Annotated in this window: 19 protein-coding genes; 16 read left to right on the top strand and 3 right to left on the bottom strand. The window is 54.4% G+C overall.

What is annotated here, in order from left to right:
• Positions 1 to 5 precede the first annotated feature (5 nt).
• The 12 genes from NYE69_RS29800 (at position 6) to NYE69_RS29745 (ending at position 15407) form a co-directional block, all read left to right on the top strand.
• On the top strand, positions 6 to 269 hold the full coding sequence (locus NYE69_RS29800) for a EutN/CcmL family microcompartment protein (RefSeq protein ID WP_124333155.1): 264 nt from the start codon (positions 6 to 8) through the stop codon (positions 267 to 269).
• 20 nt (positions 270 to 289) lie between these two features.
• The gene (locus NYE69_RS29795; RefSeq protein ID WP_340929609.1) at positions 290 to 1423 is read left to right on the top strand and encodes a 1-propanol dehydrogenase PduQ; all 1134 of its coding nucleotides are present in this window, start codon (positions 290 to 292) and stop codon (positions 1421 to 1423) included.
• A 285-nt stretch (positions 1424 to 1708) separates the two neighbouring features.
• The gene (locus NYE69_RS29790; RefSeq protein ID WP_340929605.1) at positions 1709 to 2533 is read left to right on the top strand and encodes an MIP/aquaporin family protein; all 825 of its coding nucleotides are present in this window, start codon (positions 1709 to 1711) and stop codon (positions 2531 to 2533) included.
• Between the two features lie 63 nt (positions 2534 to 2596).
• Positions 2597 to 5164, top strand: coding sequence for a glycyl radical protein (locus tag NYE69_RS29785; protein WP_340929603.1), 2568 nt, complete (start codon positions 2597 to 2599; stop codon positions 5162 to 5164).
• Positions 5165 to 5187: 23 nt separating this feature from the next.
• A complete protein-coding gene (locus NYE69_RS29780) occupies positions 5188 to 6108 on the top strand; it encodes a glycyl-radical enzyme activating protein (protein WP_340929601.1) in 921 nt (306 codons plus the stop codon).
• 37 nt (positions 6109 to 6145) lie between these two features.
• Positions 6146 to 7387, top strand: coding sequence for an acetate/propionate family kinase (locus NYE69_RS29775; protein ID WP_340929599.1), 1242 nt, complete (start codon positions 6146 to 6148; stop codon positions 7385 to 7387).
• A 586-nt stretch (positions 7388 to 7973) separates the two neighbouring features.
• Positions 7974 to 8888: an IS1595 family transposase gene (locus NYE69_RS29770; protein ID WP_340929597.1), complete on the top strand. Its 915-nt coding sequence runs from the start codon at positions 7974 to 7976 to the stop codon at positions 8886 to 8888.
• Between the two features lie 943 nt (positions 8889 to 9831).
• Positions 9832 to 10191 carry a class Ib ribonucleoside-diphosphate reductase assembly flavoprotein NrdI gene (gene nrdI, locus NYE69_RS29765; protein WP_036619996.1) on the top strand — a complete coding sequence of 120 codons (360 nt, stop codon included), beginning with the start codon at positions 9832 to 9834 and terminating at the stop codon, positions 10189 to 10191.
• A complete protein-coding gene (nrdE, locus tag NYE69_RS29760) occupies positions 10178 to 12262 on the top strand; it encodes a class 1b ribonucleoside-diphosphate reductase subunit alpha (RefSeq protein WP_340929596.1) in 2085 nt (694 codons plus the stop codon). The genes nrdI and nrdE overlap by 14 nt, the downstream gene beginning before the upstream one ends.
• A gap of 58 nt (positions 12263 to 12320) precedes the next feature.
• A complete protein-coding gene (gene nrdF, locus NYE69_RS29755) occupies positions 12321 to 13280 on the top strand; it encodes a class 1b ribonucleoside-diphosphate reductase subunit beta (RefSeq protein ID WP_036620001.1) in 960 nt (319 codons plus the stop codon).
• 136 nt (positions 13281 to 13416) lie between these two features.
• A complete protein-coding gene (locus tag NYE69_RS29750) occupies positions 13417 to 14709 on the top strand; it encodes a J domain-containing protein (RefSeq protein WP_328271174.1) in 1293 nt (430 codons plus the stop codon).
• 20 nt (positions 14710 to 14729) lie between these two features.
• Positions 14730 to 15407 (top strand): DUF1266 domain-containing protein, encoded by a 678-nt coding sequence (locus NYE69_RS29745; RefSeq protein WP_340929593.1) that lies wholly within the window; start codon positions 14730 to 14732, stop codon positions 15405 to 15407.
• An 80-nt stretch (positions 15408 to 15487) separates the two neighbouring features.
• Here NYE69_RS29745 and NYE69_RS29740 read toward each other — a convergent pair whose 3' ends face one another.
• On the bottom strand, positions 15488 to 16249 hold the full coding sequence (locus tag NYE69_RS29740; protein WP_328271175.1) for a GNAT family N-acetyltransferase: 762 nt from the start codon (positions 16247 to 16249) through the stop codon (positions 15488 to 15490).
• 135 nt (positions 16250 to 16384) lie between these two features.
• Positions 16385 to 16501, bottom strand: coding sequence for a sporulation protein YjcZ (locus tag NYE69_RS29735; protein WP_115311385.1), 117 nt, complete (start codon positions 16499 to 16501; stop codon positions 16385 to 16387).
• Between NYE69_RS29735 and NYE69_RS29730 the strand changes: the two genes are divergently transcribed.
• Positions 16472 to 16615, top strand: coding sequence for a hypothetical protein (locus NYE69_RS29730; protein ID WP_340930609.1), 144 nt, complete (start codon positions 16472 to 16474; stop codon positions 16613 to 16615). The genes NYE69_RS29735 and NYE69_RS29730 overlap by 30 nt on opposite strands.
• 122 nt (positions 16616 to 16737) lie before the next feature.
• Here NYE69_RS29730 and NYE69_RS29725 read toward each other — a convergent pair whose 3' ends face one another.
• Positions 16738 to 17907, bottom strand: coding sequence for an MFS transporter (locus NYE69_RS29725; protein WP_328271176.1), 1170 nt, complete (start codon positions 17905 to 17907; stop codon positions 16738 to 16740).
• A gap of 1077 nt (positions 17908 to 18984) precedes the next feature.
• Between NYE69_RS29725 and NYE69_RS29720 the strand changes: the two genes are divergently transcribed.
• From NYE69_RS29720 to NYE69_RS29710, 3 genes are all read left to right on the top strand, one after another.
• Positions 18985 to 19425 carry a hypothetical protein gene (locus NYE69_RS29720; protein WP_036627611.1) on the top strand — a complete coding sequence of 147 codons (441 nt, stop codon included), beginning with the start codon at positions 18985 to 18987 and terminating at the stop codon, positions 19423 to 19425.
• 89 nt (positions 19426 to 19514) lie between these two features.
• Complete coding sequence (locus tag NYE69_RS29715; RefSeq protein ID WP_340929590.1) at positions 19515 to 20663, top strand: transglutaminase domain-containing protein; 1149 nt, start codon at positions 19515 to 19517, stop codon at positions 20661 to 20663.
• 266 nt (positions 20664 to 20929) lie between these two features.
• Positions 20930 to 22924 (top strand): peptidoglycan D,D-transpeptidase FtsI family protein, encoded by a 1995-nt coding sequence (locus NYE69_RS29710; protein WP_340929589.1) that lies wholly within the window; start codon positions 20930 to 20932, stop codon positions 22922 to 22924.
• Positions 22925 to 22947 lie beyond the last annotated feature (23 nt).

Genomic DNA, 22947 nt, shown 5'->3' with positions numbered 1-22947 from the left:
ACGGCATGCATCTGGCTACAGTCATCGGCAAGATCGTCTCTACCCAGAAATGCGAGAAGCTGGTCGGCGCCAAGCTGCTTATGATCAAATCAGTGGACGAAAAGCGCAGAATTACTAGTGATGATGTGTTCGTCGCCATTGATATGGTTGGCGCGGGAATCGGTGACCTGGTACTGATTGACTGGGGCAGTTCCATGTATGAGGACATCCGCTTATCCGCAGATATGTCCATTGTCGGGATTGTGGACGATTTGCAGACCGATGAATGACGTGGAACGGAGGCAGAGGAATGAACCGTTTTTGTGTAAAGACGGAAGTCTATTTTGATTCAGGCGCGCTTGAATATTTAACGCTGCTCGATAACCGCCGGGCGCTGGTCATTACCGATCCTTTTATGGTGCAGGCCGGGTTCGCGGATACAGTAATTCATATTCTGAAGACCAGTGTGGAGGATTACCGGCTCTTCACCGGCGTACAGCCTGATCCGCCTGTTGAGGTGGTGGCCGCCGGAGTGAAGGAATACCAGGCCTTCCGTCCCGACCTGATTATTGCCCTAGGCGGAGGTTCTACCATTGACGCGGCCAAAAGCATTCTGCTGTTCGCCCGCACGTTTGCCGGAAATGCGGATGACGGCGGCAAGCCGTTGTTCATCGCCATTCCGACGACAAGCGGCACCGGATCGGAAGTGACCTCCTATTCGGTCATGACGCTCGGCGACACGAAGATTCCGCTCGTCTCACAGGATATCATCCCGGATGTGGCGATCCTGGACGCCGCCTTTCTGAGAACCGTGCCGCCGCAGATTACCGCCGATACCGCCATCGATGCGCTCACGCATGCCATCGAAGCTTATGTATCGAGCGAGCATTCCGATTATACGGATGCGCTCTGCGAGAAGACCGTCGAGCTGATCTTTGATTATCTGCTGCGCGCCTATCGCAGCGGCGACGATCTGGAGGCGCGGGAGCGCCTGCACAATGCCTCCTGTTTGGCAGGCATGGCGTTTACGAACGCGGCGCTGGGCATTACCCACAGCATGGCACATACGCTGGGCGGGCTTTTTCATCTGCCGCATGGACGGGCGAACGCCGTGCTGCTGCCCTACATTATCGAATATAACGCTGACCTGGAGAGCGGCGGTGAGAGCCGGACGGCGGCGCGCTATTGCAAGCTGGCCCATCGCCTGCACCTCCCGGCGGCAACGGTGGCGGAGGGAGTGGCCAGCCTGATTTCGGCGGTGCGGGCGCTGCAGAAGCTGACCGGCACACCGGCGTCGCTGGAAGCGGCCGGCATCGACCGGGACGCTTATGAAGCGCTCCTGCCCGCGCTGATCCAGACGGCGCTGAAGGATAAATGCACCGCGACCAATCCGCGCGAGGTCAATGTTCAGCAACTGGAGCAACTGTTTCGTACAGTGTATTAGCGCTTAGTAAGGCGAGTTTTACCGAAGTCTGTTCAATGAGAGTTTTGCCATAGTGATGATAAGAAGTGATGCTAACAAAACTTGTATACAATGAAGGTTCAAAAAGTCAGGTTTGGAGCACCGAGAAGGTTGGATGAAGCTAGGGACTGAGTAGCGGAGCTACGTTATGGGTACGTGAGCAACGGAAGGCCCGGCTGAATTCAAGATTCGACGCCGGATAAGCTCCCTTGTTACTGCTTCGTGATCGAAAGATGACTTTTTGAACGACCTATAGGAGAGTGAGCCATGAAAAAGACGCTGCTCGGCGAATGCCTCGCGGAGTTCATTGGAACCTTCATCTTTCTGTTTATCGGCCTCGCGGCTGTGGTCTCGCTGGTTGCCGGGGGTTCGGACATCACCTGGGCGGAACTGACGCTAACCTGGGGGTTCGCGGTCATGCTCGGTGTTTATATCGCCGGTCATATCTCGGGTGCGCACCTCAATCCGGCGGTGACGATCAGTCTGGCCGTCTGGAGCGGATTTCGGCGCAGCAAAGTGATTCCTTATATTGCGGCGCAGATCCTCGGCGCATTTGCCGGGGCAGCGACTGTGTATGCGATCTACCGCAATATGATCCTTGCTTATGAGCAGGGGGCGGGGATTGTTCGTAGTACGGCCAGCGGCCGGGCCACGGCCGGTATGTTCAGTACCTTCCCGCAAAGCGGGCTGTCCCTGCTGCAAGCCGGTCTGATCGAACTCATCATTACCGCCGTTCTTATGCTGGTGATCCTGGCCGTAACCGACGGCCGCAATAGCGCCGCACCCCGGGCGGGACTGGCCGCTGTGTCCATCGGGCTGACTGTGGCCGTTCTGGGTATCGGCTTCGGGCACCTCACCGGCTTCGCGATGAACCCGGCGCGTGACCTGGGTCCGCGCTTGTTGCTGCTGCTCTCCGGCTGGGGAACGAACGCCCTCGGTTCGAATCTTTACGGACTGATCGTGCCGGTATTTGGCCCGATTGCGGGCGCACTGGCCGGCGGGGCGGTGTATCATAAGCTGATCGCGCCCTTTTATCCGGCGATGCCGGCCGTGGTGCTGTCAGCGAAGGATCAGGACCAGCCGGCATCCTAACCGGGTGTTTCATGAACAGCTTATCAAGCATTATGAAAGCAAACTGAAGGGGGAAGCTATACGATGACAAAAGTGTATGATATGCCCAAATCAGCACCAGTGACCGGCCGGATCGGCCATCTGATCGACAACCTGATGTCCGGCACGCCGGAGATCGAAGCCGAAAGAGCGGTCCTGATAACGGAATCTTTTAAGCAAACCGAGCACCTTCCGATGATTATCCGCCGCGCCAAAGCGCTGGAGCATATTTTGCGGAACATGACGCTGGTGATCCGGGACAAAGAGCTGATCGTGGGCAATTTGACCGTCAAACCAAGAGGCTGCCAGATCTTTCCCGAATTTTCGAACCGTTGGCTGCTGAGCGAATTCGACACGGTGGCCCGCAGAACGGGCGACGTGTTTACGATCTCGGATGATACGGTCGGCAAGCTGAAGCAATCCTTTGAATATTGGAACGGCCGCACGGTGCAGGAACTGGCAACCTCCTTCATGTCTCCCGAAGCGCTGACGGCGTTGGATGCGGAAGTTTTTACGGTAGGCAATTATTATAATAACGGCGTTGGCCATATTTCTGTGGATTATGGAAAGGTGCTGTCCAAGGGCTTCAAGGGCATCATCGAGGAGGCGCAGCAGGCCAAAGCGGAGGCGGACCGTTCGTTGCCGGATTATATCAAAAAAGAACAGTTTCTGAACGCGGTGATCATCTCGGCGGAAGCGGCCATCCAGTTCGGTAAACGGTTCGCGGAGCTGGCCAAGAATCAGGCCGCAGCCTGCAGCGACGGTGTCCGCCAGCGGGAACTGCTGCAGATTGCCCGCAATTGTGAGCGGGTTCCGGCGAATCCGGCATCCAGCTTCAGCGAAGCGGTACAGTGCTTCTGGTTCGTGCACATGCTGATCCAGGTGGAATCCAACGGGCACTCCGTGTCTCCGATGCGTTTTGACCAATACATGTATCCGTATTACAAACAGGATATCGAGCGCGGTACCCTTCGCCATGAAGAAGCCCAGGAACTGCTGGACTGCCTGTGGGTGAAGCTGAACGAGGTTAACAAAATCCGCGACGAAGCCTCAAGCAAAGCTTTTGGCGGATACCCGATGTTTCAGAATCTGGTGGTCGGCGGTCAGAATGAGGAGGGGCTGGACGCCACCAACGAGCTGTCCTTCGCCTGCTTGGAGGCGACGGCCCATGTGAGGCTGCCGCAGCCTTCCGTCTCGATCCGCGTCTGGAACCGCACGCCGGATGAGCTGCTGCTGAAGGCAGCGGAGGTCAGCCGTCTGGGGCTTGGACTCCCGGCTTATTACAACGATGAGGTCATCATCCCCGCGCTGGTCAGCCGTTCCGTAAGTCTGGCGGATGCGCGCGACTACGGCCTTATCGGCTGCGTCGAGCCGCAAAAGGGCGGAAAAACCGAAGGCTGGCATGACGCCGCATTTTTCAATCTGCCGAAGGTGATGGAGTTTGTCATCGGCAACGGTACCGTCAATGGCAAAAAAGCCGGGATCACCACCGGAGACTTCACCTCCTTCACCTCCCTGGATGAGATTATGGAGGCTTACCGCAAGCAGATGGAACATTTCGTCAATCTATTGGCTCAAGCGGATAACGCGGTGGACTATGCTCATGCGGAAAGAGCGCCGCTGCCGTTCCTGTCCTCCATGGTGTATGACTGCATCGGCAGAGGCAAATCGCTGCAGGAAGGCGGCGCCTTTTATAACTTCACCGGACCGCAGGGCGTAGGTATTGCCAATGTAGCAGATGCCATGTACGCCATCCAGAAGGTGGTTTTCGAAGAGCGCAAAACAACGTTGTCGGAGCTGAAGGCAGCGCTTGAACGCAATTTTGGCCTGGCCCGGCCGGCGGCTGCTACAGCCCCCGCTCCCGTCTCGCCGGATACGTTGACCCAGGAGCATATTGTTGAACTGATCAAAAAGTTCCTCCTGGAAGGCAACCAAATATCGTTAGCCCAGTTGGGCGCGCAAGCGGATGTAAAGGTGGATCTCGGCAACAGCCGGAGCCAGGGCCAAGGCAATGACGCCCGCCTGCGCGAGTGGCTGATCGCCGCGCCGAAATACGGCAACGACATTGAAGAGGTCGATGAATTGGCCCGCCAGGTAGGACTTGTCTACTGCCGTGAAGTGCAGAAGCATGTCAATCCGCGCGGCGGCACCTTCCAGCCCGGACTGTATCCGGCCTCGGCCAATGTGCCGCTGGGAGCCGCTACCGGTGCAACGGCGGACGGACGGCTGGCGGGCGAACCGCTGGCCGATGGCGTATCGCCGGTATCCGGCCGGGATACCAGCGGACCTACGGCTTCGGCCAACTCGGTGGCGAAGTTGGATCATCACATCGCCTCCAACGGTACGCTGTTCAATCAGAAGTTCCATCCGTCCGCGCTGAGCGGGCCGGCGGGACTGGAGAAGCTGGCGGCGTTGGTCAGAGGATTTTTTGACCAGAAGGGAATGCATGTGCAGTTTAATGTGATCAGCCGCGATACACTGCTGGAGGCTCAGCGCAATCCCGAGAAATACAAGAACCTCGTCGTCCGTGTGGCTGGCTATAGCGCCCATTTCACCACACTCGACAAGAAACTGCAGGATGACATTATTAACCGGACGGAGCAGACGATGTAACTATATAGATCAGGAGGCCCACCATGAATGAAGTCATTTGGGAAGCCAGGGGGATGGTCAGCGAAATCCAGCGCTTCTCGCTCCATGACGGTCCAGGTATCCGCACAATCGTATTTCTGAAGGGCTGCCCGCTGCGCTGCAACTGGTGCAGCAATCCCGAAACCCAGGCTCCCGGCAGCCAGTTGATGGTGCAGGAGGACAACTGCGTCAGCTGCGGACGCTGCGCCAATGTCTGTCCAGCGGGGGCCATCAGCTATCAGCCGAAGGTGACGGTTAACCGCCTAAGCTGCGTATCCTGCGGACTTTGCAGCGCCGAATGCGGCAGCGGGGCGCTGACTATGAACGGCAAAGAGATGAGCACCTCTGAGATTGTGTCCATTCTGCGCAAGGACGAGGCTTATTACCGGCGTTCCGGCGGGGGGATTACCCTCTCCGGCGGTGAACCGCTCTATCAGAGCGACTTTGCTCTGAACCTGCTGCGCGCCTGCAAGGATCAAGGCTGGAACACAGCGATTGAAACCACGGCCTTCTGTAATCCGGCCGTGCTGGATAACGTGCTGCCGCTGCTCGATACGGTTTTGCTGGACATCAAGCACGTGGAGAACAGCAAACATTATGAATATGTGCAGCAGTCCAACTCGCTGATTCTGGAGAACGCCCGGCGGATTGCCGGGCAGGGGGCGCAGATGATCATTCGCGTTCCCGTCGTTCCGGGCTTCAACGACACCATCCATGAGATCGCCGCCATCGCCTCGTTCGCCGCGGAACTGCCGGGGGTGCGGGAACTGCATCTGCTGCCTTTTCACCGGCTGGGCGAGAATAAATACACCTATCTGGGTACGGAATACCATATGAAGCATCAGACGCCACCTCCAAGCGACGAGATGGAGAGTCTGCGCCATGTGGCGGAAGGCTATGGCTTGCGCTGCCAAATCGGAGGTTGAATTAAAAAAGAAGTACGTATGAAAGGAAGAGCCGTTTATGAAGGTGCTGGTCATTAACAGCGGCAGCTCGTCCTTGAAATATCAGCTGTTTGATATGAAGGATGAATCGGTGCTTGCGAAGGGAATTATTGAAGAGATTGGAACGGAGCAGGCGATTCATCGTCAGGATAATACACCGTCGCTGCCTCCGCAGACCGATCTGCGGGTCCTGGAGCATAAGGAGGCCATCACCCATATGCTTGCGGCGCTGACGGATCCGGGCAACGGGTGCATCGCCTCGGTGCGGGAAATCGCGGCAGTAGGGCACCGGATTGCCCATGGCGGCGAATTCTTTTCGGATTCGGCACTGGTGGACGATGAGGTGCTGCAGGCGGTGAGGCGCAATATCGAGCTGGCGCCGCTGCACAATCCGGCCAATCAGAAGGGGATCGAAGCGTTCCGCCAGCTGCTGGGCGAGGAGACGCCGATGGTGTGCGTGTTCGATACCGCTTTTCACCAGACGATGCCGCAGGAGAGCTACATGTATCCACTGCCAAGAGTCTTGTATGACCGCCATAAAATCAGAAGATACGGGTTCCACGGAACCTCGCATAAATATGTCAGCTTGCGCCTTGGCGAAATTACCGACCGCCCCCTCCAGGGAACCCGTGTAATCTCCTGCCATATCGGCAACGGAGCCAGCATTACCGCCATTCGGGACGGGAAGTCTGTAGATACCAGTATGGGCATGACCCCGCTGGAAGGTCTGATGATGGGAACCCGCTGCGGCGATATCGACCCGGCGATCATTCCCTTTGTGATGGCCAAAGAGAATCTGGGTCTTGGTGAGATCAACTCGCTGCTGAACAAGCATAGCGGGCTGGCCGGCGTCTCCGGCCAGGGCTCCGATTTGCGCGAGATCATCCGCTGCGCCGATGAAGGCCATGAGGAGGCCAGGCTGGCGCTGAATATGTATGTACAGCGCATTCGCAAATACATCGGCTCCTACTGCGCCGTGCTGAACGGTCTGGATACGCTGATCTTTACCGGCGGGGTCGGCGAGAATTCCGATTATATTCGGGCTAAGGTGTGCGAGAGTCTGACCTATCTGGGGCTGGAGCTGGACCCGGAACTGAACCGGTCCCGCTCGCCCGGCGAGCGCAAGATCAGCACCCCCGCCTCCCGTGTGGCGGTGCATATCATCCCCACCAACGAAGAGCTGATGATTGCGCGCGATACACAGCGGCTCGTCCAACTGCGTGCTGCTTCTGCGGCAGTGCACCGGTCTGTTCCAATGTGATGCGGCCATTGTCAAAAAACCTTGTCATAACGGTTGTTTGCCGGTATGACAAGGTTTTTTGGATACTAGAATTTATAACTTAACTTTCGCAGCAAAAAATCGCAGACAAGCCTTGATGTAGCAGGGTAAAGCAGGGAATCCATTGCCGGAGTTGACGCTGAATCAGAGGCGGACAGTGTCTTCCCGGCTTTTGGGGCTGCTTCGTTGAGGAAGCGTCAACGATGTAGAGGCGTCACGATCCGGCGGGGGCGGTGTATCTACCTTTTGCTCCGTAGCCGTTTCGAACAGTGCCACAAATCGACGGCAGGCGAGGGGTCTGTCTAAAGGGTTCGTGTGTTGGTGTTCGTGTCTTGGTGCCCCTGCCTGGCTGGCTGCCTTTGCACGATTATCCCCTTCGTTCAGGAGCAGGGAGCAGGGGGGGCTAGAGCAAGGGTTCCAAAAAAAAGAGAGAAAAAAAACAAAAAAGATGAGGAAAAAATGAGGCGGTTCAGGTGAGATTTTCGGCTTGATAAGAGAACGTACGTTTGGTATAATGAAGTAAATGGAACCTATGTTCGTATATTCTTGATTCGGGGGGCGAGCGAATATGGAAGTCAATACGGGAACGGAACTTCAACCATTCAGCAGCCGTTTTAACAGCGAGCAGGACTGCATGGAGGCGCTGATCGCGATGAAGTGGCCAAACGGCTTTGTCTGCCCGCGCTGCGCTCACACCCGGTGCAGCCGTTTGACCTCCCGGCATATCCCCTTGTTCGAGTGCGGAAAGTGTAAGCATCAAACATCGCCTTTGGTCGGTACGATTTTTGAAGGAACGCATCTCCCCTTGCTCAAGTGGTTCAAGGCCCTGGATTTGTTCCTGCTTGAGGACGGCATCTCGGCGCTGCGGCTGAGCAAGGTGATCCGGGTCACCTACAAGACCGCGTGGTCGATACTGCAAAAAATACGTCATGCCGTGGGGGAGTTCGATGCCCGGGAGCTGCTCTCCGGAGATGTGAAGGTGAACAGCGATCAGTATGGGCGTAATCCGTCCCGGTGTCAGGTTTCGCATCCGTACGCCTCGGCGGTCGTAGTCGGCTGCACGGTCACGGAGTCGGGCGAGCCGGAGCAGGTCAAAATCCGCCTGGTGCCGCATAAGCGGGGAAGCGAAAAGAGGGCAAACCGTCACGATCTAACCGCGTTCATCAATGAGCATGTGGATGTCCGTACATCGGCGGTGCAGTCCTTCCCTCAGGCTTTTCGGCTGTATGCGCCCTTGCGGAAAGTGGTGAGAGAGGCGTGGGAATCGCTGAAGAGTACGTATGGAGCCTTAGGACTAAAACATCTACAGGCGTACCTGAACGAGTACACCGGACGCCGCTGGCTGCACCTACCCGGAGGACTGCCCGGAGCGGAAGAAACGATGCGGCAGAAGTTGCTGCAAATGTGTGTGGCGATTCCGGCGATCCCTTACCGCCGGCTGATCGCGCGCCAACCGAACCAGCCCCTTGCGGCTGCGGCCTGATCGAGAGCTGGAAACGGTGGGGGGAGTTTGATGCAGATCAACTTAATGGGTCCTTGATCTCCTGCCTTGATCTCTTGTCCGGTCTATTTCACCTACCCTAAACCTGATTTCTTCTCCTAAGCCGTCTAAATTATCTCGAACCTATCTGCTTCTCCGCCAAATATTTTTTTCTCCCGAGCTCGTCTTTCTCTCTGCTACCTGATCAAACGGGATAATCGTGCAAAGTCCCCGGACAGCTTGTGTTGATCTGCCGCCCCTCCCCTCTACTTCCCTATCCTCAAGCTTTCAACGTCCTTCCGTGTTTCTTGCCGCGATCGGTTTTCGACTTGACTGGCAAGCAAGGATTATAAGGTTGAGTCAGACACCTCTTCTGTCCGCCTATCTTAATTCCTTGAACACCTTCAGCTCAAGGGCTCAAGCTGATTTTTGCTCTGCGAAAGTTGAGTTGTAGATTTTGCGGCGGGGCAAAGGACGATGCCCAGGTAGAGCGGGGAAGAGAAGAGGAATCTGGAGTTTAAGGGACACCAGAGCCGTTATTTGCGGAAAAACGAAGGTTAGCAGAATGTAAACACGAGGGACGGACACAGCTGCCCTTATTTACCTCAAATCGGCCCAGATGAACACGTTTAGAGCGAACATTTTTCCGGAACCGTTTACCTGCCCGCAACCCGCAATCTATCTTTTTTGATAGAAAAATTTTTTAAAAATTTTTATCAACAACTTGTCCCCCGTCGGGCCCTGGTATGATGCGGGATTGCATCGATTTTCCACATTATCCACAGGGGATTCGGGTGCGGTTTGGGACGTTTACCAGGTTGACAACACAATATATAGGTATTAAATTAAACAAGTACACCAATATGTTGTTGTGAAGCGAATTTTGGTGTTTATCTCATTATATCAAATACTTACCGGGTAATAGAAGAAAAGTGGGGGAGTAACAATGCTGATTGCCTATGATTCCAAAACCGGAAACGTGAAACGGTTCATCCAGAAGCTCGATTTGCCCGCCGTGCAAATTGACGAGAATATGACGCTGGAGGAGCCGTTTGTGCTGATTACATATACGACGGGGTTTGGACAGGTGCCGGCAAAGGTCTCCGCTTTTCTCGAGCATAACCATCAGCGGCTGCTCGGTGTAGCGGCCAGCGGAAACCGCAACTGGGGCGAGCGTTTTGCCCTGAGCGCCGATTTGATCGCCCAGCGCTACCATGTTCCCGTGGTGGCCAAATTCGAGCTGTCGGGCACGAAACAGGATGCGGAAAGATTTAAGCAGGAGGTGAGCCGGGTTGCGGCATATTGAACTGAACAACATGTTGATGAAGCGGGACGAGAGCGGGTTCTTCCAACTGGAGAAGGACCGGGAAGCCGTCGCCGAATTTATGCAAGAAGTCGAACGCAAAAGCGTGACCTTTTCGAGTACGACCGATAAAGTGCGGTACATGATCGAAAACGATTATTACGAGAACGTGTACGAGAAGTATACGGAAGCCGAGGTCGAATGCGTATATGCCATTACCCACGGCTATCATTTTGAGTTTCCGTCTTATATGGCGGCGTCGAAGTTTTATACCGACTACGCGCTGAAGACGAACGATAAGTCCAAGTATCTGGAGCATTATCCGGACCGGGTAGCGGCGGTGGCGCTGCACCTCGGCCGCGGCAACGCGGAGACCGCCAGCCTGCTGGCCCGTTCCATGATGGAGCAGCGGCTGCAGCCGGCGACGCCGACGTTCCTGAACGCGGGCAAAAGCCGGCGCGGCGAGATGGTGTCCTGCTTCCTGCTGGAAATGGACGACTCGCTAAACTCGATCAACTACGTGCTGAACACCTGCATGCAGCTGTCCAAAATCGGCGGCGGCGTAGCGGTAAACCTGTCGAAGCTGCGCGGACGCGGCGAGCCGATCAAAGGCGTGGAAGGCGCGGCCAAGGGCATTATGCCGGTGCTGAAGCTGATGGAGGACGCTTTTTCCTATGCCGACCAGATGGGGCAGCGCAAAGGATCGGGCGCGGGGTATTACAACATTTTCGGCTGGGACGTCGCGGAGTTTCTGGACAGCAAAAAAATCAACGCCGACGAACGGATTCGCTTGAAAACCTTGTCGATCGGGCTGATCGTGCCGAACCGTTTTTATCAACTGGCCAAGGACAACGAACCGCTTTACGTGTTCGGTCCTTACAGTGTATATAAAGCTTACGGCACCCATTTGGACGACATGGATCTGGACGTGATGTACGACAAACTGCTCGCCGACGAGCGGGTTAAGAAAAGAAAGCTGATGAGCGCGCGCGACATGTTGACCAAGATCGCCACGGTCCAGCTGGAATCCGGTTACCCGTACATCATGAACAAGAGCAACGCCAACAACCAGCATGCGCTGAACAAGGTCGGGAAGATCAAAATGTCCAATCTGTGCACGGAAATCTTCCAATTGCAGGAGACGTCGGAAATCGCCGATTACGGGCAAGCGGATGCGATTCGCCGCGACATCAGCTGCAACCTGGCTTCCCTGAACATCGTGAACGTGATGGAGCGGAAGATGATCCGTGAATCCGTGCACGAAGGCATGGTGGCGCTCACTTCCGTCAGCGATATGACCAACATTTCCAACGCTCCCGGCGTTGCCAAAGCGAACCGGGAAATGCATTCCGTCGGGCTCGGCGTGATGAATCTGCACGGATTTTTCGCCAAGAACAAAATCGCCTACGAAAGCGAAGAGGCGCGCGATTTTGCCCGTACGTTCTTTATGATGATGAACTATTATTCCCTGGAAAAGAGCATGGAGATCGCCGTTCAAACCGGAGAAACCTTCGCCGGATTCGAACAATCCGACTACGCTACAGGGGAGTATTTCGAACGGTATCTGAATACGGACTACCGTCCGCGCACCGGCAAAGCGGCCGCTCTGTTCGAAGGCATGCACATCCCGTCCCCGCAGGACTGGGCCGAACTGAAGCAGCAGGTGATGAAAAACGGTTTGTACCATGCTTACCGTCTGGCGATTGCGCCGACCGCCAGCATTTCGTACATTCAGAACGCCACCTCGAGCGTGATGCCGGTCGTGGAGCAAATCGAAACCCGGACCTACGCGAACTCGACGACGTATTATCCGATGCCGTATCTTAGCCGGGAAAATATTTTCTTCTATAAATCCGCTTATCAGATGGACCAGTTCAAGGTGATCGACCTGATCGCGGAAATCGTGCCGCATGTCGACCAGGGCATCTCGACGATCCTTCACGTCAACAGCAACGTGACGACCCGCCAGCTGGCGCGTTACTATTTGTACGCCGCGCATAAAGGGCTGAAGTCGCTGTATTATACCCGGACGAAGAAGCTGTCCGTGGAAGAATGCCTGACCTGCTCGGTATAAGAGGTCTTTTTGAACTTGCACTATAACGAAAGACTTAGAAAGGGATGAAGGATCGGCGATGTGCGCATTACGAGCTGTAAACTGGAACCGTCCGGACGACGATTTTACGATGATGTTCTGGAACCAGAACATCATGCAGTTCTGGACGGACGACGAAATCCCGTTGTCCGACGACAAAATGTCCTGGATGACGTTAAACGATGATGAAAAAGACGCATATATGAAGGTCCTCGGCGGTTTGACGCTGCTTGATACGGTACAGGGCGGCGTCGGCATGCCGCAGATCATGGAGCATGTGGAGGGCCTGCAGCGCAAAGCCGTGCTCGGCTTTATGGGCATGATGGAACAGATCCATGCCAAATCGTACAGCAGCATTTTCACTACGCTCGCTTCCAATGAGGAGATTGACGAGATCTTCCGCTGGGTGGAGCAGAACCCGATGCTGCAGACGAAAGCGGAGACGATCCGCCAGTACTACACCAACATCCGCTCCCCGAGAGAGCTGTATTTGGCGATGGCGGCCTCCGTCCTGCTGGAGAGCTACTTGTTCTATAGCGGATTCTTCTACCCGCTGTATTTGGCCGGTCAGGGCAAAATGACCTGCAGCGGCGAAATCATCGACCTGATTCTGCGCGATGAGAGCATTCACGGCGTGTACGTGGGCGTGCTGGCCCAGGAAATCTACGCGCAAATGAGCGAAGACGAGCAAAAAGACGTATACGAAACGCTGGAAGGGCTGCTGCACTACCTGCACGCCAACGAAGAGCGGTATACGGAGCAGATTTACACGAAAATCGGACTGGTGGACGAAGTGAAAGTCTTCCTGCGGTATAACGCCAACAAGGCGTTTATGAACCTCGGCTTTGAGCCGCCGTTCGAGGAGGAAGAGGTTAACCCGATCGTGTTCAACGGGATCCGTACCGACACGAAGCAGCACGACTTTTTCTCCAAAAAAGGCAACGGCTACGTACGGGCGCTGAACGTCGAGCCGCTGACCGACGAAGATTTCAATTTCTAAGCCGACCGGCTTTTTAAATAAGAACAGGGTGTTTGCTCCCGGAAACGATCTTACAGCGGGAGACGCCCTGTTTTTTGCTTGCAAGCGTAAGCTGTCTGAAAGTTAAGCTACCTGACTTGAGGAGTGAAAGTTACTTTTGACAACGATTTGGAGTATATTGGGCATCGAACCGACGCAAGACAAGCAGCAGATCAAGAAGGCCTATGCCAAGAAACTGCGGACGGCTCACCCGGAGGACGACCCAAGAGGCTATCAGCGGCTCAGGGAGGCTTTTGACGCGGCCATGAAGCAGGCCGGCATGCCGGAGGAGCATGATTTTCCCGGATACGGCCGGGACCTGGAGACCGGAGTCGCGATCGAGATGAAGCAGGAGGGGGAACCGGCCCCCGATTCGTTGGCGCTTTTTGAACAACACCTGCATGAACTTTACACGGATTTCAAGCGCCGCGTCGATCCGCAGGAATGGAAAATGCTAGCTAACCAGGATTACATATGGGACGTAGGAGCGCAAGGAGAGCGATTCGACGCGCTGATCCGGTTTCTGGGCGAACATCGGCATATGCCGGCGAGCGTGTGGAAAGTATTGGATGAATTGTTTTTGATCAGAGAAAATTTTGAGCACGGGTATGACTACTTTGACGATGAATTGATGGAATTTGTGACCGGACAGATTAGCGGAGGCCTGGCGATGGGCTACGAATGCTTCCTGAACCGGGAGCTGGCGATCGACTTGGAGGAATATCTCGGCTTAAGACAAGAGGCGCAGCTCAGTCTGACGGATGGCCGGCTGGAAGACGCCGGGCGGGAGCTTGCCGCCGCCCATGCGCTGTTCCGGGAGGACCCGGACCTGGAGTTAATGCGGGCCAAGCATGCTATTATGGCCGGGGATTCCGGCGCAGCGCTGGCTGTTCTCCATCAGGTCGTCCGTTTGAACCCGGAGGCGCGGGAAGCTTATCTGCTGCGCGGGAGATTGTTATTTGATCGGCGGCAGTACCGTGAAGCGCTGCAGGATGCGGAGTATTTGCTGCAGTTTTCTCCCACGCCGCAGGATGCGTACTGCTTGGCTTTGGAATGCCGGGAGGTTCTCGGTCAGGTTGAACAGGCCTGGGAGGACGGCAGGAAGCGCTGGGAGTTTGAGCGGAACTCTATACACTATCGTTTCTATGCGGTGTGGTCGCGTTTTAAAAACCGGCATCTATTCCCCCAAAAATATAGCAGGCTGCCGTTCAAGGTTCGGCTGCGGATGTGGCAGTTTGAACTCCTAATGATGCTGTTTCTGTTCCTGGGGCTGAATTGGCTGTACATTCTGCTCTATCTCGTCTGCCGGTTTACGTTTGGCGCCGGTTCCGCTATCGCCGCGATTTGGCTGGCAGTCATGTTGTGGAACACCTGGAAGACGGCCAAAATCGCCTGGATGCGGCGCAACTGACCGAAGGAGGGCGTTTTTAGATGTTATCCAAGTACAGTTTTTTTAGGCGCAGACGGCTGAATCAGTACTTTCGCTGTCTGTCGGCTAATTGCTTTGATGGGATTATGGCAGATTATTTTAATTTTTATGAATTCACCTGGCTTAACCGCTGGTTACGTAAAGGTGAGATAACCCTATCTCTCAAAAAAAATGAGGTTGCCAATGCGGAACAGTTGAAGGACAGGATTCGTTCGCTGCTGGATGCGGATGCCGACCTTTACCGGGAATACCGCCGGATTCATAGAATCCTGTTCGTTTTACCGGAGGCGGCGCGCAGCAAATATATCGAAGCCCGGCAAGGCGGCGGCGATCATGCCAAGCTGGTGCTGGTGAATAACTGTCTGCACCAACTGCCCTCGGGCAACATTTCCGGGTATGGAGCCGCCTGGGCGGTCGCCTTAAGCCGAATCGGCCGGGCCAAAGGCTGGCTGACGGCTGAGGAAGCCTGGCAGTACAAGCTCGCGGCGGCCCGCTTTGCCCAAAGCTGCTACGATAGCTGGGGAGAGTTCTTTATCGCTCACTCCATCGGTGCTCTCTTTTCTCAGCCTAATCCGAAGCTTAAAGAAACATTGCTGGTGACAGGCATGGTTTCTCTGATGGAGGGAAGCTCGCTGCTTTACAGGAAGGCCAAGTGGGATATGAACCTGGAGCCGGATTGAGCGGGCGGTTCATCCTCCGTCTTAATATGCATTCCGCCGTTATTGTAGCGCCGGGGTGTTCCTGTCGGATCGAAAGTCCGTTAAGCCGGAAGCAACCGGTCCAGCAGTTTATCGAATTTATTGACGCTCAAGATTTCATGCGTGACGAACTTCCCGTCATAGTACAGGGCAAAGGTTGTCCAAACCGCGGGGGACTGCTGGGCCTGTTCTTTGGACGTAATGCGGTAGGCCCGAAACGGGACGCCTTTGGCGCGGGCCGCTTCCCGCAGCTCCTCAAGCATGCCGGTCGCAAACGGGCATTGGACCGTGTAATAGATCGAAATTCCTTCTTCCGGAACGGATGCCTGCTTGACGTGCGGTTTGAACGCAGGAGAAGCGGCGGTTTCGTTCCAGGTTAAAGCCAGCAACTGAAAATAAGGCTCGGCCTCATCCGCCACTATAAACCCCATATGCTCAAAAAAAGCCTTGTCGCTCAGATAAGGCAGCTTTTTGCTTCCGGCGATATGCACAATGCCGTCCATGCCCCGGGCCGCCGCGTCCTCCTTGCACCGCTCCAGCAGCTTTGCGGCATGCCCCTGCCCCTTATGCCTGCCCGACACCCAAAGACAATTGATGAACATATAATTGGGAGCATCGATGGGGACCCAGGCCTGATCGGCCGGCAAATATTCGATGAAAACTTTGGCCCGGTCGTCCAGACGGTAAAAAACGAGGCCCTCGTCCATTCGTTCCTTCAGCCAGTGCTTTTTCTCATTGACGGCCGCTTCATACTGCTTGGCGCCCAATGCGCAGCAAATGTGTTGTTCGTCGATATTTTGCTTCGTAATTTGCAAATATGCCAAGTGGACCAGCCCTTTCCGCGGATATCTTGTCTGGTTTTTTCTATCCAGTATAAGCTTTGCCGTTCGTTAAATCTATGAAAAAAAACAGCCTGCCGCACGGCAGACTGTTTGGCTTGCGGTTATTGGCAAAGCCCATTAATGAAAAGTAGAGCGAAGAATGATCACCAGCAAAATGTACAATACGAGAATCGTGCCTGTTGACGTCCAGAAGCCGTAAAGGCCATGAACAGGTGCAACATGGACCGGTGCAATATGGACGGGCGCGACATTAACAGGCGCAACATTGACGGGTCCAACATTAGCGGGACCGATATTAGCGGGACCAATATTGGCGGGTCCAACCGCGCCGGGCCAAACATTGTTTAAGGAGCTCATTTTTGGTTCACCTCGATATATTTGGTTATCAGCTGATTTCACGTTATCTTATGTCGGGCGTTCGTCTCTGTCCTGTGCGGCGGCCCAGAGGGCGAAAAAACTATAAAATGGGCTTACGGCCGGCCGGCTTCGGCGCCGATCGGCGGCGTAAATACGCCGGGATGTTTTCTCGGCGGCGCCAAAATGAGCGCCAGCATCAGCAGGAAAAAGGCCAGGAAGTAGGGAGAATACGACCCGTGCATCGCCCCGGCGGCGATCGGCCCGATAAAGGAACCTAGCGACGTCGCGATCGACTGAAGGGAAAATACGGTGCCAAGCCTTTGCCCCCCGCTCAGGTCGATAAACAGGGAAGAGAGCGCCGGAAAAACGATGCCTTTGGCCATGCCCAGGACGAACAGAATCGCCGGCAGCGGGATGAAATCGAGCGCGGCCAGCGCAAAAAAACAGAGCGCAACACCCAGGATGCCGAAGCTTGCCCGTTTGTAAGGCGACAGTTTGCTAAGAAACAGCATTGAAAGGGTGACAAGCGCCCCCAGGCTGATGATCGAAAAATAGAGGCCGGTGTGCATGATTTCGGAAGCCCCGCCGGTTTGCAGCGGCAGTTCGAAAAACAGAATACCCTGGGAGCAGGCGACGGCCAGCGACAGAAGGTAGTAGCGGAGCGGAATGACGTTGAGCTTGAGCGGGATGCCGGAGGGTGCTGCTTTCGGCTCCAGAGCGGCTGGTTTGCTCGTTTTCGCGGGCTCGTGAATAGTGATCATGGCGATGACGCTTGTTGTGATGAGCAGCCAGCCCAGCATTTGAAACGCGAGCGAGAAGCCCGACTGGGCCACAAGGAAGGCACCGACCGCCGGCGAGACGACGGAAGCGATCGTGTGCATCACCCCGTGGCCGGCCATCAGTTTCCCCTGCTGCACCGGATTATTGGACAACGAAGCAAGCATCGCCAGGCAGGCCGGCGACAAAAAGGCCAGCACAAAGCCGCTGATCGAGCGTATGACGAGCAGCTGCCACGGCTCCGTCACATGCGCCTGAAGCAGTAACAGCACACCGGCGGTAAGCAAGCTGAAAATCATGTATCTCCGGCTGCCGTGCCGGTCTACGCCTTGGCCGGCGATCAGGTTGCCGGGCAAATGCGTCAAGGAGTAGATCCCCATCATCCAGCCGATAAACGTCGGCGCCGCGCCGAGGGACAACGCAAACGGGGTCAGAATCGGATACTGGGCGTGCAGGTCGAAGAACGCGAGAAACATAAAGAAATACAGCCAGAACGCGATTTTCATGCGTTAGCCCTCCTCTCATGGATAGTAACGATGCTCTACTTGTACTACTTGTACGCCTGAAGGGATGAAGTTATGTCTAAATGGCGGAAAGCCCCCTGACTTTGACAGCGGCTTTATGAATCAGTTTCAGCAGCAGCTCGTTTTTCATGGGAAGAAGGACGGCTCGATGGATCAAATGCAAAAGTACATCTGAATTTCTGCAAATTTCTGCTTTTGAGCGGCTGAAGTGCAAAAATACATCTCATTTGCGACTATTGGATAAAAAAGTAGCTTATTATCGGAAATGAACTGCATATTTGCAGTTGAACCACCCATTTCGAGGAATTTCGACGAAAATCGCATGCACTTTTGCATTTCGTGGGACTTTCCCCCTCTTCTTTTTTTCAAGCCCCGCATTCCATCGCTGTCAGCGGAGCCGAGCAATTCTATAATCGCAAGAAAAACTACCGCTAAACGCGGTCTGGCTTCCCAGATTGTACGTCGATAGACGTTTTTCTTATGTTCGTTAGCTGCCCGGAAACGGGATAAGGTTATAAGCCGAAGGATAGAATTACCGGAACGACCAACCGGAACGACGAACCGTCGTCCTTCAAATAACGGCACTTTATGTACTTAATATCCGGAGCCAGGCATGTTCATCCCCATTAACGGCATTTTTGGTCCTTATTTTCTTATGATGGGTCCGGAACGCGGGCATTTCCTTGCGACGGGGGAAAATAGCTGCATAAAATGCCTCTATTTCTCTCAAATGGATGGATATCGCCGGAATAACGACATTTTTTGTTCTTATGTTTTTCGCTGGAGTTCCTCCTCATTCGTCCTGCCAGCGTGTTGGCAGGACGAACGGGTTAGGAGGTAGATGTACGCCTGATTGTTCTCCCTGTATAAACATGTACGGCCCCACAGGGACTAAAGGCACGTCTTCTTCAGCCCCTGTATTATGATGGCAAAGGGGTTAAGCTGACACCGGCCTGGGCCATCATGTATAATGGTAAGGCAACCGTGTTGTTGCCGAAATAACCGGGCCGGCTAGGGAAGAACTCCGCCGGCAAAAACGTGTAGGAGTGTTTGCAAATGATGGACGTGCAAGTATGGACCGAATTTTTGAAAGAGAACTGGCTGGTCATCGTCGTGGCCCTGGTCATTCTTTTTCTGGTGCTGAATTTCGTCAGAACCGTCGTCAAATGGGCGCTTGTATTGGTGATCGCGGCTTTTATCATTATTTACAGCGGCATTTCCCTTAAGGACATCGGCAACGCGGTAGCCACTGTGAAGGAACAGGCCGTGAATATCAGCCAAAGCGAAGTTTTGAATATGATGAAAAAAGAAGCCAAGGAAGCCAAGCTGACGCAAAACTCGGACGGATCGTTTACGATTTCCACGCCGAATTTGGAAGTGACTGGCACCGAGGGGAGCGATAAAGTGAAGGTTTCGTTCCACGGCGTGTCCATGGGAGAATGGTCGGTGAACGATACGCTGAAGGCGTTTATTCAAGAGGCGCAGCGCAATTCCAAGTAAGCGGCGGTTCGAATTGCATCTGCATTTTTCGGAAAATTTATCGTTAATATATATGCCGCGCCGGCAAATCATCAGGATCGGGGGGTGACATGATGGAGGATTTGCTGCAAAGTGTGCGGGAATACAACTTCATATCGTTGCTGCTGCTGTTCATCCTGCTGGGATCGATACTTCAGGGCCTGCTGCGCGGGGCATCGCGGTCGGCCGGCCGCTTGTTTTCGCTGCTCAGCGGGGGCGTGCTGTCGCTGCTCGGGATTGCCGCCGCCATCCCGCTTACGTTGTGGATTTCTCCCAAGGTGCAGGAGTGGCTGTCTATGCTGGCGATACCGCAGCGTGAGCTGGCGCTTTGGGAGCAGGTGTTTTATACGTTCATCATGGCGGTAAGGGACTTTCCGCTGATGCGGTTTGCTGTCGTGTTCATCCTGATGTATTGGCTGATCCGGACGATTGCCGGGCTGGCTGCCGTGTTTTTCGGCGGGGGCTCCTGGTTCGGGCGGCTGTTCTCGGGCGAAGACCGCCCTGCTTCGCTGCTGAGCCGTTTGGCCGGAGCTTGCATCGGCGGCGTGATCGGGGCGGCGCGCTGCCTGATGGTTATCGCCGTGCTTTTTATCGCCGTGACGCTGTTTCCGAACAGCAGCTTCAGCCGTTACGTCGAGGCATCGCCGGTATACCAGCAGGGAGCCCGCACTATCATCGAACCGCTGACCGGCAGCCTGATCAAGGAGAAGCTGCCGGTGTTCACCCGCAGCGTGGAAGCGGAGCTCAGCGGTATTTTGCAGCAAAAATACGAGCTGATCGACGCCCATATCCCGCAGGATATCGAGCTGGCGGCGGCCGAGATTACGAAAGGCGCGGATAGCGACGAGGAGAAGGCCCGCCGGTTGTACGACTGGATCGGCACGAGAGTCAGCTACGATTACGATAAAGTGAAGGACTATGAGGAGAAGGGGATCTGGCACGAACAGACGCCGCAAATGACGTTTGAGACGAAAAAAGGCGTCTGCATCGATTACGCCCGCCTGTACGCGGTGATGGCGAGGTCGCAGGGCCTGGACGTCAAGGTCATCACCGGGCTCGGTTATGACGGGCAGGGCGGATACGGCCCGCATGCCTGGAACGAGGTGTTTTTGTCTGCGCAAAACGCCTGGATTCCGCTCGACGCGACCTGGGCCCAAAGCGGGGACTGGTTTAATCCTCCGGCCTTCAGCGAAACCCATATCCCAGATAAATTAATCTAATAGGAAGAACGCATCTAAAATGTTTCAAGAGGCGGGCGAAAAAAGTTGGAACCGGGCCGTAACTTCGCCGGGCCCTATTTCGTTAAAGTTATATAATAATAAGTTTCCGGCGGAGCCAAACAATTCTATAATCGTGGAGAAAAACTACCGTTAAACGCGGTCTGCCTTCCCAGAAAATACATCGATAGACGTTTTTCTTATGCAAGTATAGAAGACTGTAGACTTATCGATCCGATTTTTGAAAGGAAGAAGGTAGGGGAAACGCAATGAAAAGTGTCTACATGGACGATCCGCGCAAGCAAGAAGCGGCGATGCAGAGACATTTTAATATTCGCCTAAACCTGTTTTTCTTTAGCGCTTTTGCGATTTTTACCGTGATTATCGTTCGCCTGGCGATTCTGCAGTTCGTGGAAGGCCCGACGTTGTCCAGGCAGGAAAGCAATCTGCGGGTAAAGGATGTGCCAATGCCTCCGATGAGAGGTTCTATATTGGCTGCCGGTGGAGAAAAGCTGGCTTATTCGACACCGGTTCAATCTTTGTATTTGACTTTGCAAAAGAGCAGCTACAGCCAGGACAGTGAATCGGGAAAGAAAAATTACGAGGAAGCGGTGGCTTTAGCCCGGAAATTGAAAAATGCGTTTGCCAGATACGGAGCCCCGGACAAGGCCATGTCCGAAGAGGACATCCTTAAAGCGATGGACCTTAATTTCCAGACCAATAACGGTTTTGTTCCAAGGCGAATCAAAGTGGAATTGACCCCTAAAGAAGTAGCGTACTTTATTGAACGCAAAAGCGAATTTTCGGGAATTGACATCGTCGAGGAGAGCATCCGCCACTACGACAAGGACAGAGTAGCCGTGCAAACGATCGGTTATCTTAAAAAGTTTCAATCAACAAGGGATTTGGATTGGTATGACCCGATCAGGGAAGCGAAAAATGAGGATCCTTCCCTGCAGTATACGGAGGAAGAGCTTGTCGGTTTCGACGGCTTGGAATTGTACTATCAAAATGAATTGCGGGGCAAAAACGGATTTAAGAGCGTCCCGATCGATCCGCGCAATATGGCAAACGGGATTCCGGAGCATACAACGATCAATAAAAATGTACAACTCGCCGCCCAGCAAGCCATCATGGACCAAATCAAATGGGTACACACGCACACGGTTTCCGGAAAAGTGCATCCCCATGCCAAAACCGGTTATGCCGTAGCGATGGAAGTGGATACCGGCAATGTGGTGGCGATGGCCAGCATGCCGGATTACGATACGAACTTATGGCAGTCGGGCGGGGTTTCGACGGAAGATTGGAACAAAATTATGGATAATTACAGAAACGGGACGATAACGCCAAACAGTTCGGGACGTTCGGGACATAATTTCGACTCCACCGTTTATCTTGGTTCGACGATCAAACCTTTGTCCGTGTTAGTTGGCTTAAACGAAGGCCTGTTTACGACGAGTGATCGATACAACGATACGGGGATTGCCTATTTCGGGAGAAATGATTCGTCAAGCGTGCGAAATTCCTCAAGACACGTGTACGGCCGAATTACCCCTAGAGAGGCGATCATTAAATCCTCCAATACGTTTATGGTCGATATGGTGGGAGAAAAGCTGTGGAAGAAATACCACGACAAAGGAATTGGCATTTGGGACGGCTATATGAAGCAGTTTGGCCTTGGCGTACCCACGGGCGTGGATCTGCCTGATGAATTCCGGGGCAGGCTGGATTATACCGACGAGTCGGAAACCTCCTTGGCGCGGTTGGTGTATTCTTCCTTTGGGCAGCAAGCCAAATACACCACATTGCAGCTTGCCCAGTATACGACCACGCTTGCCACCCGGGGGAAGCGGATGGAGCCGCACCTGGTCAGCAAAATTACCGATTCCGAAGGAAATGTCGTCAAGGAGATCAAACCGAAGGTGCTAAACGAGGTGAAATTTAATGATGCATACTGGAAAGAAGTTATTGCCGGGATGAGCACCAACGTGTCGTCCGCTTTTTCCGGCTTCCCGTATGACTTTGCCCGTAAAACGGGGACCTCGGAGCAAGTGGGGGGCAAAGAAAAGAGAGATAACGGCGTATTCATTGCCTTTGCCCCGCGCGAAAATCCGAAGCTTGCCGTCGCCGTCGTCATTCCGGAAGGCGGTTTTGGCGCAAACAGCGCCGCGCCGGTGGCCCGCAAAATTTTCGACGCTTACGATCGGGAATACGGCCTCGACGGGGTGCCGAAGAAAGCGGAAAATCAAACAAGCAAATAAGAGCTGGTAAAAAAGAAATCATG

It is taken from the genome of Paenibacillus sp. FSL R5-0527, assembly GCF_038008055.1.
Taxonomy (GTDB): domain Bacteria; phylum Bacillota; class Bacilli; order Paenibacillales; family Paenibacillaceae; genus Fontibacillus; species Fontibacillus macerans.
This window is presented reverse-complemented; position numbering and strand designations above follow the sequence as displayed.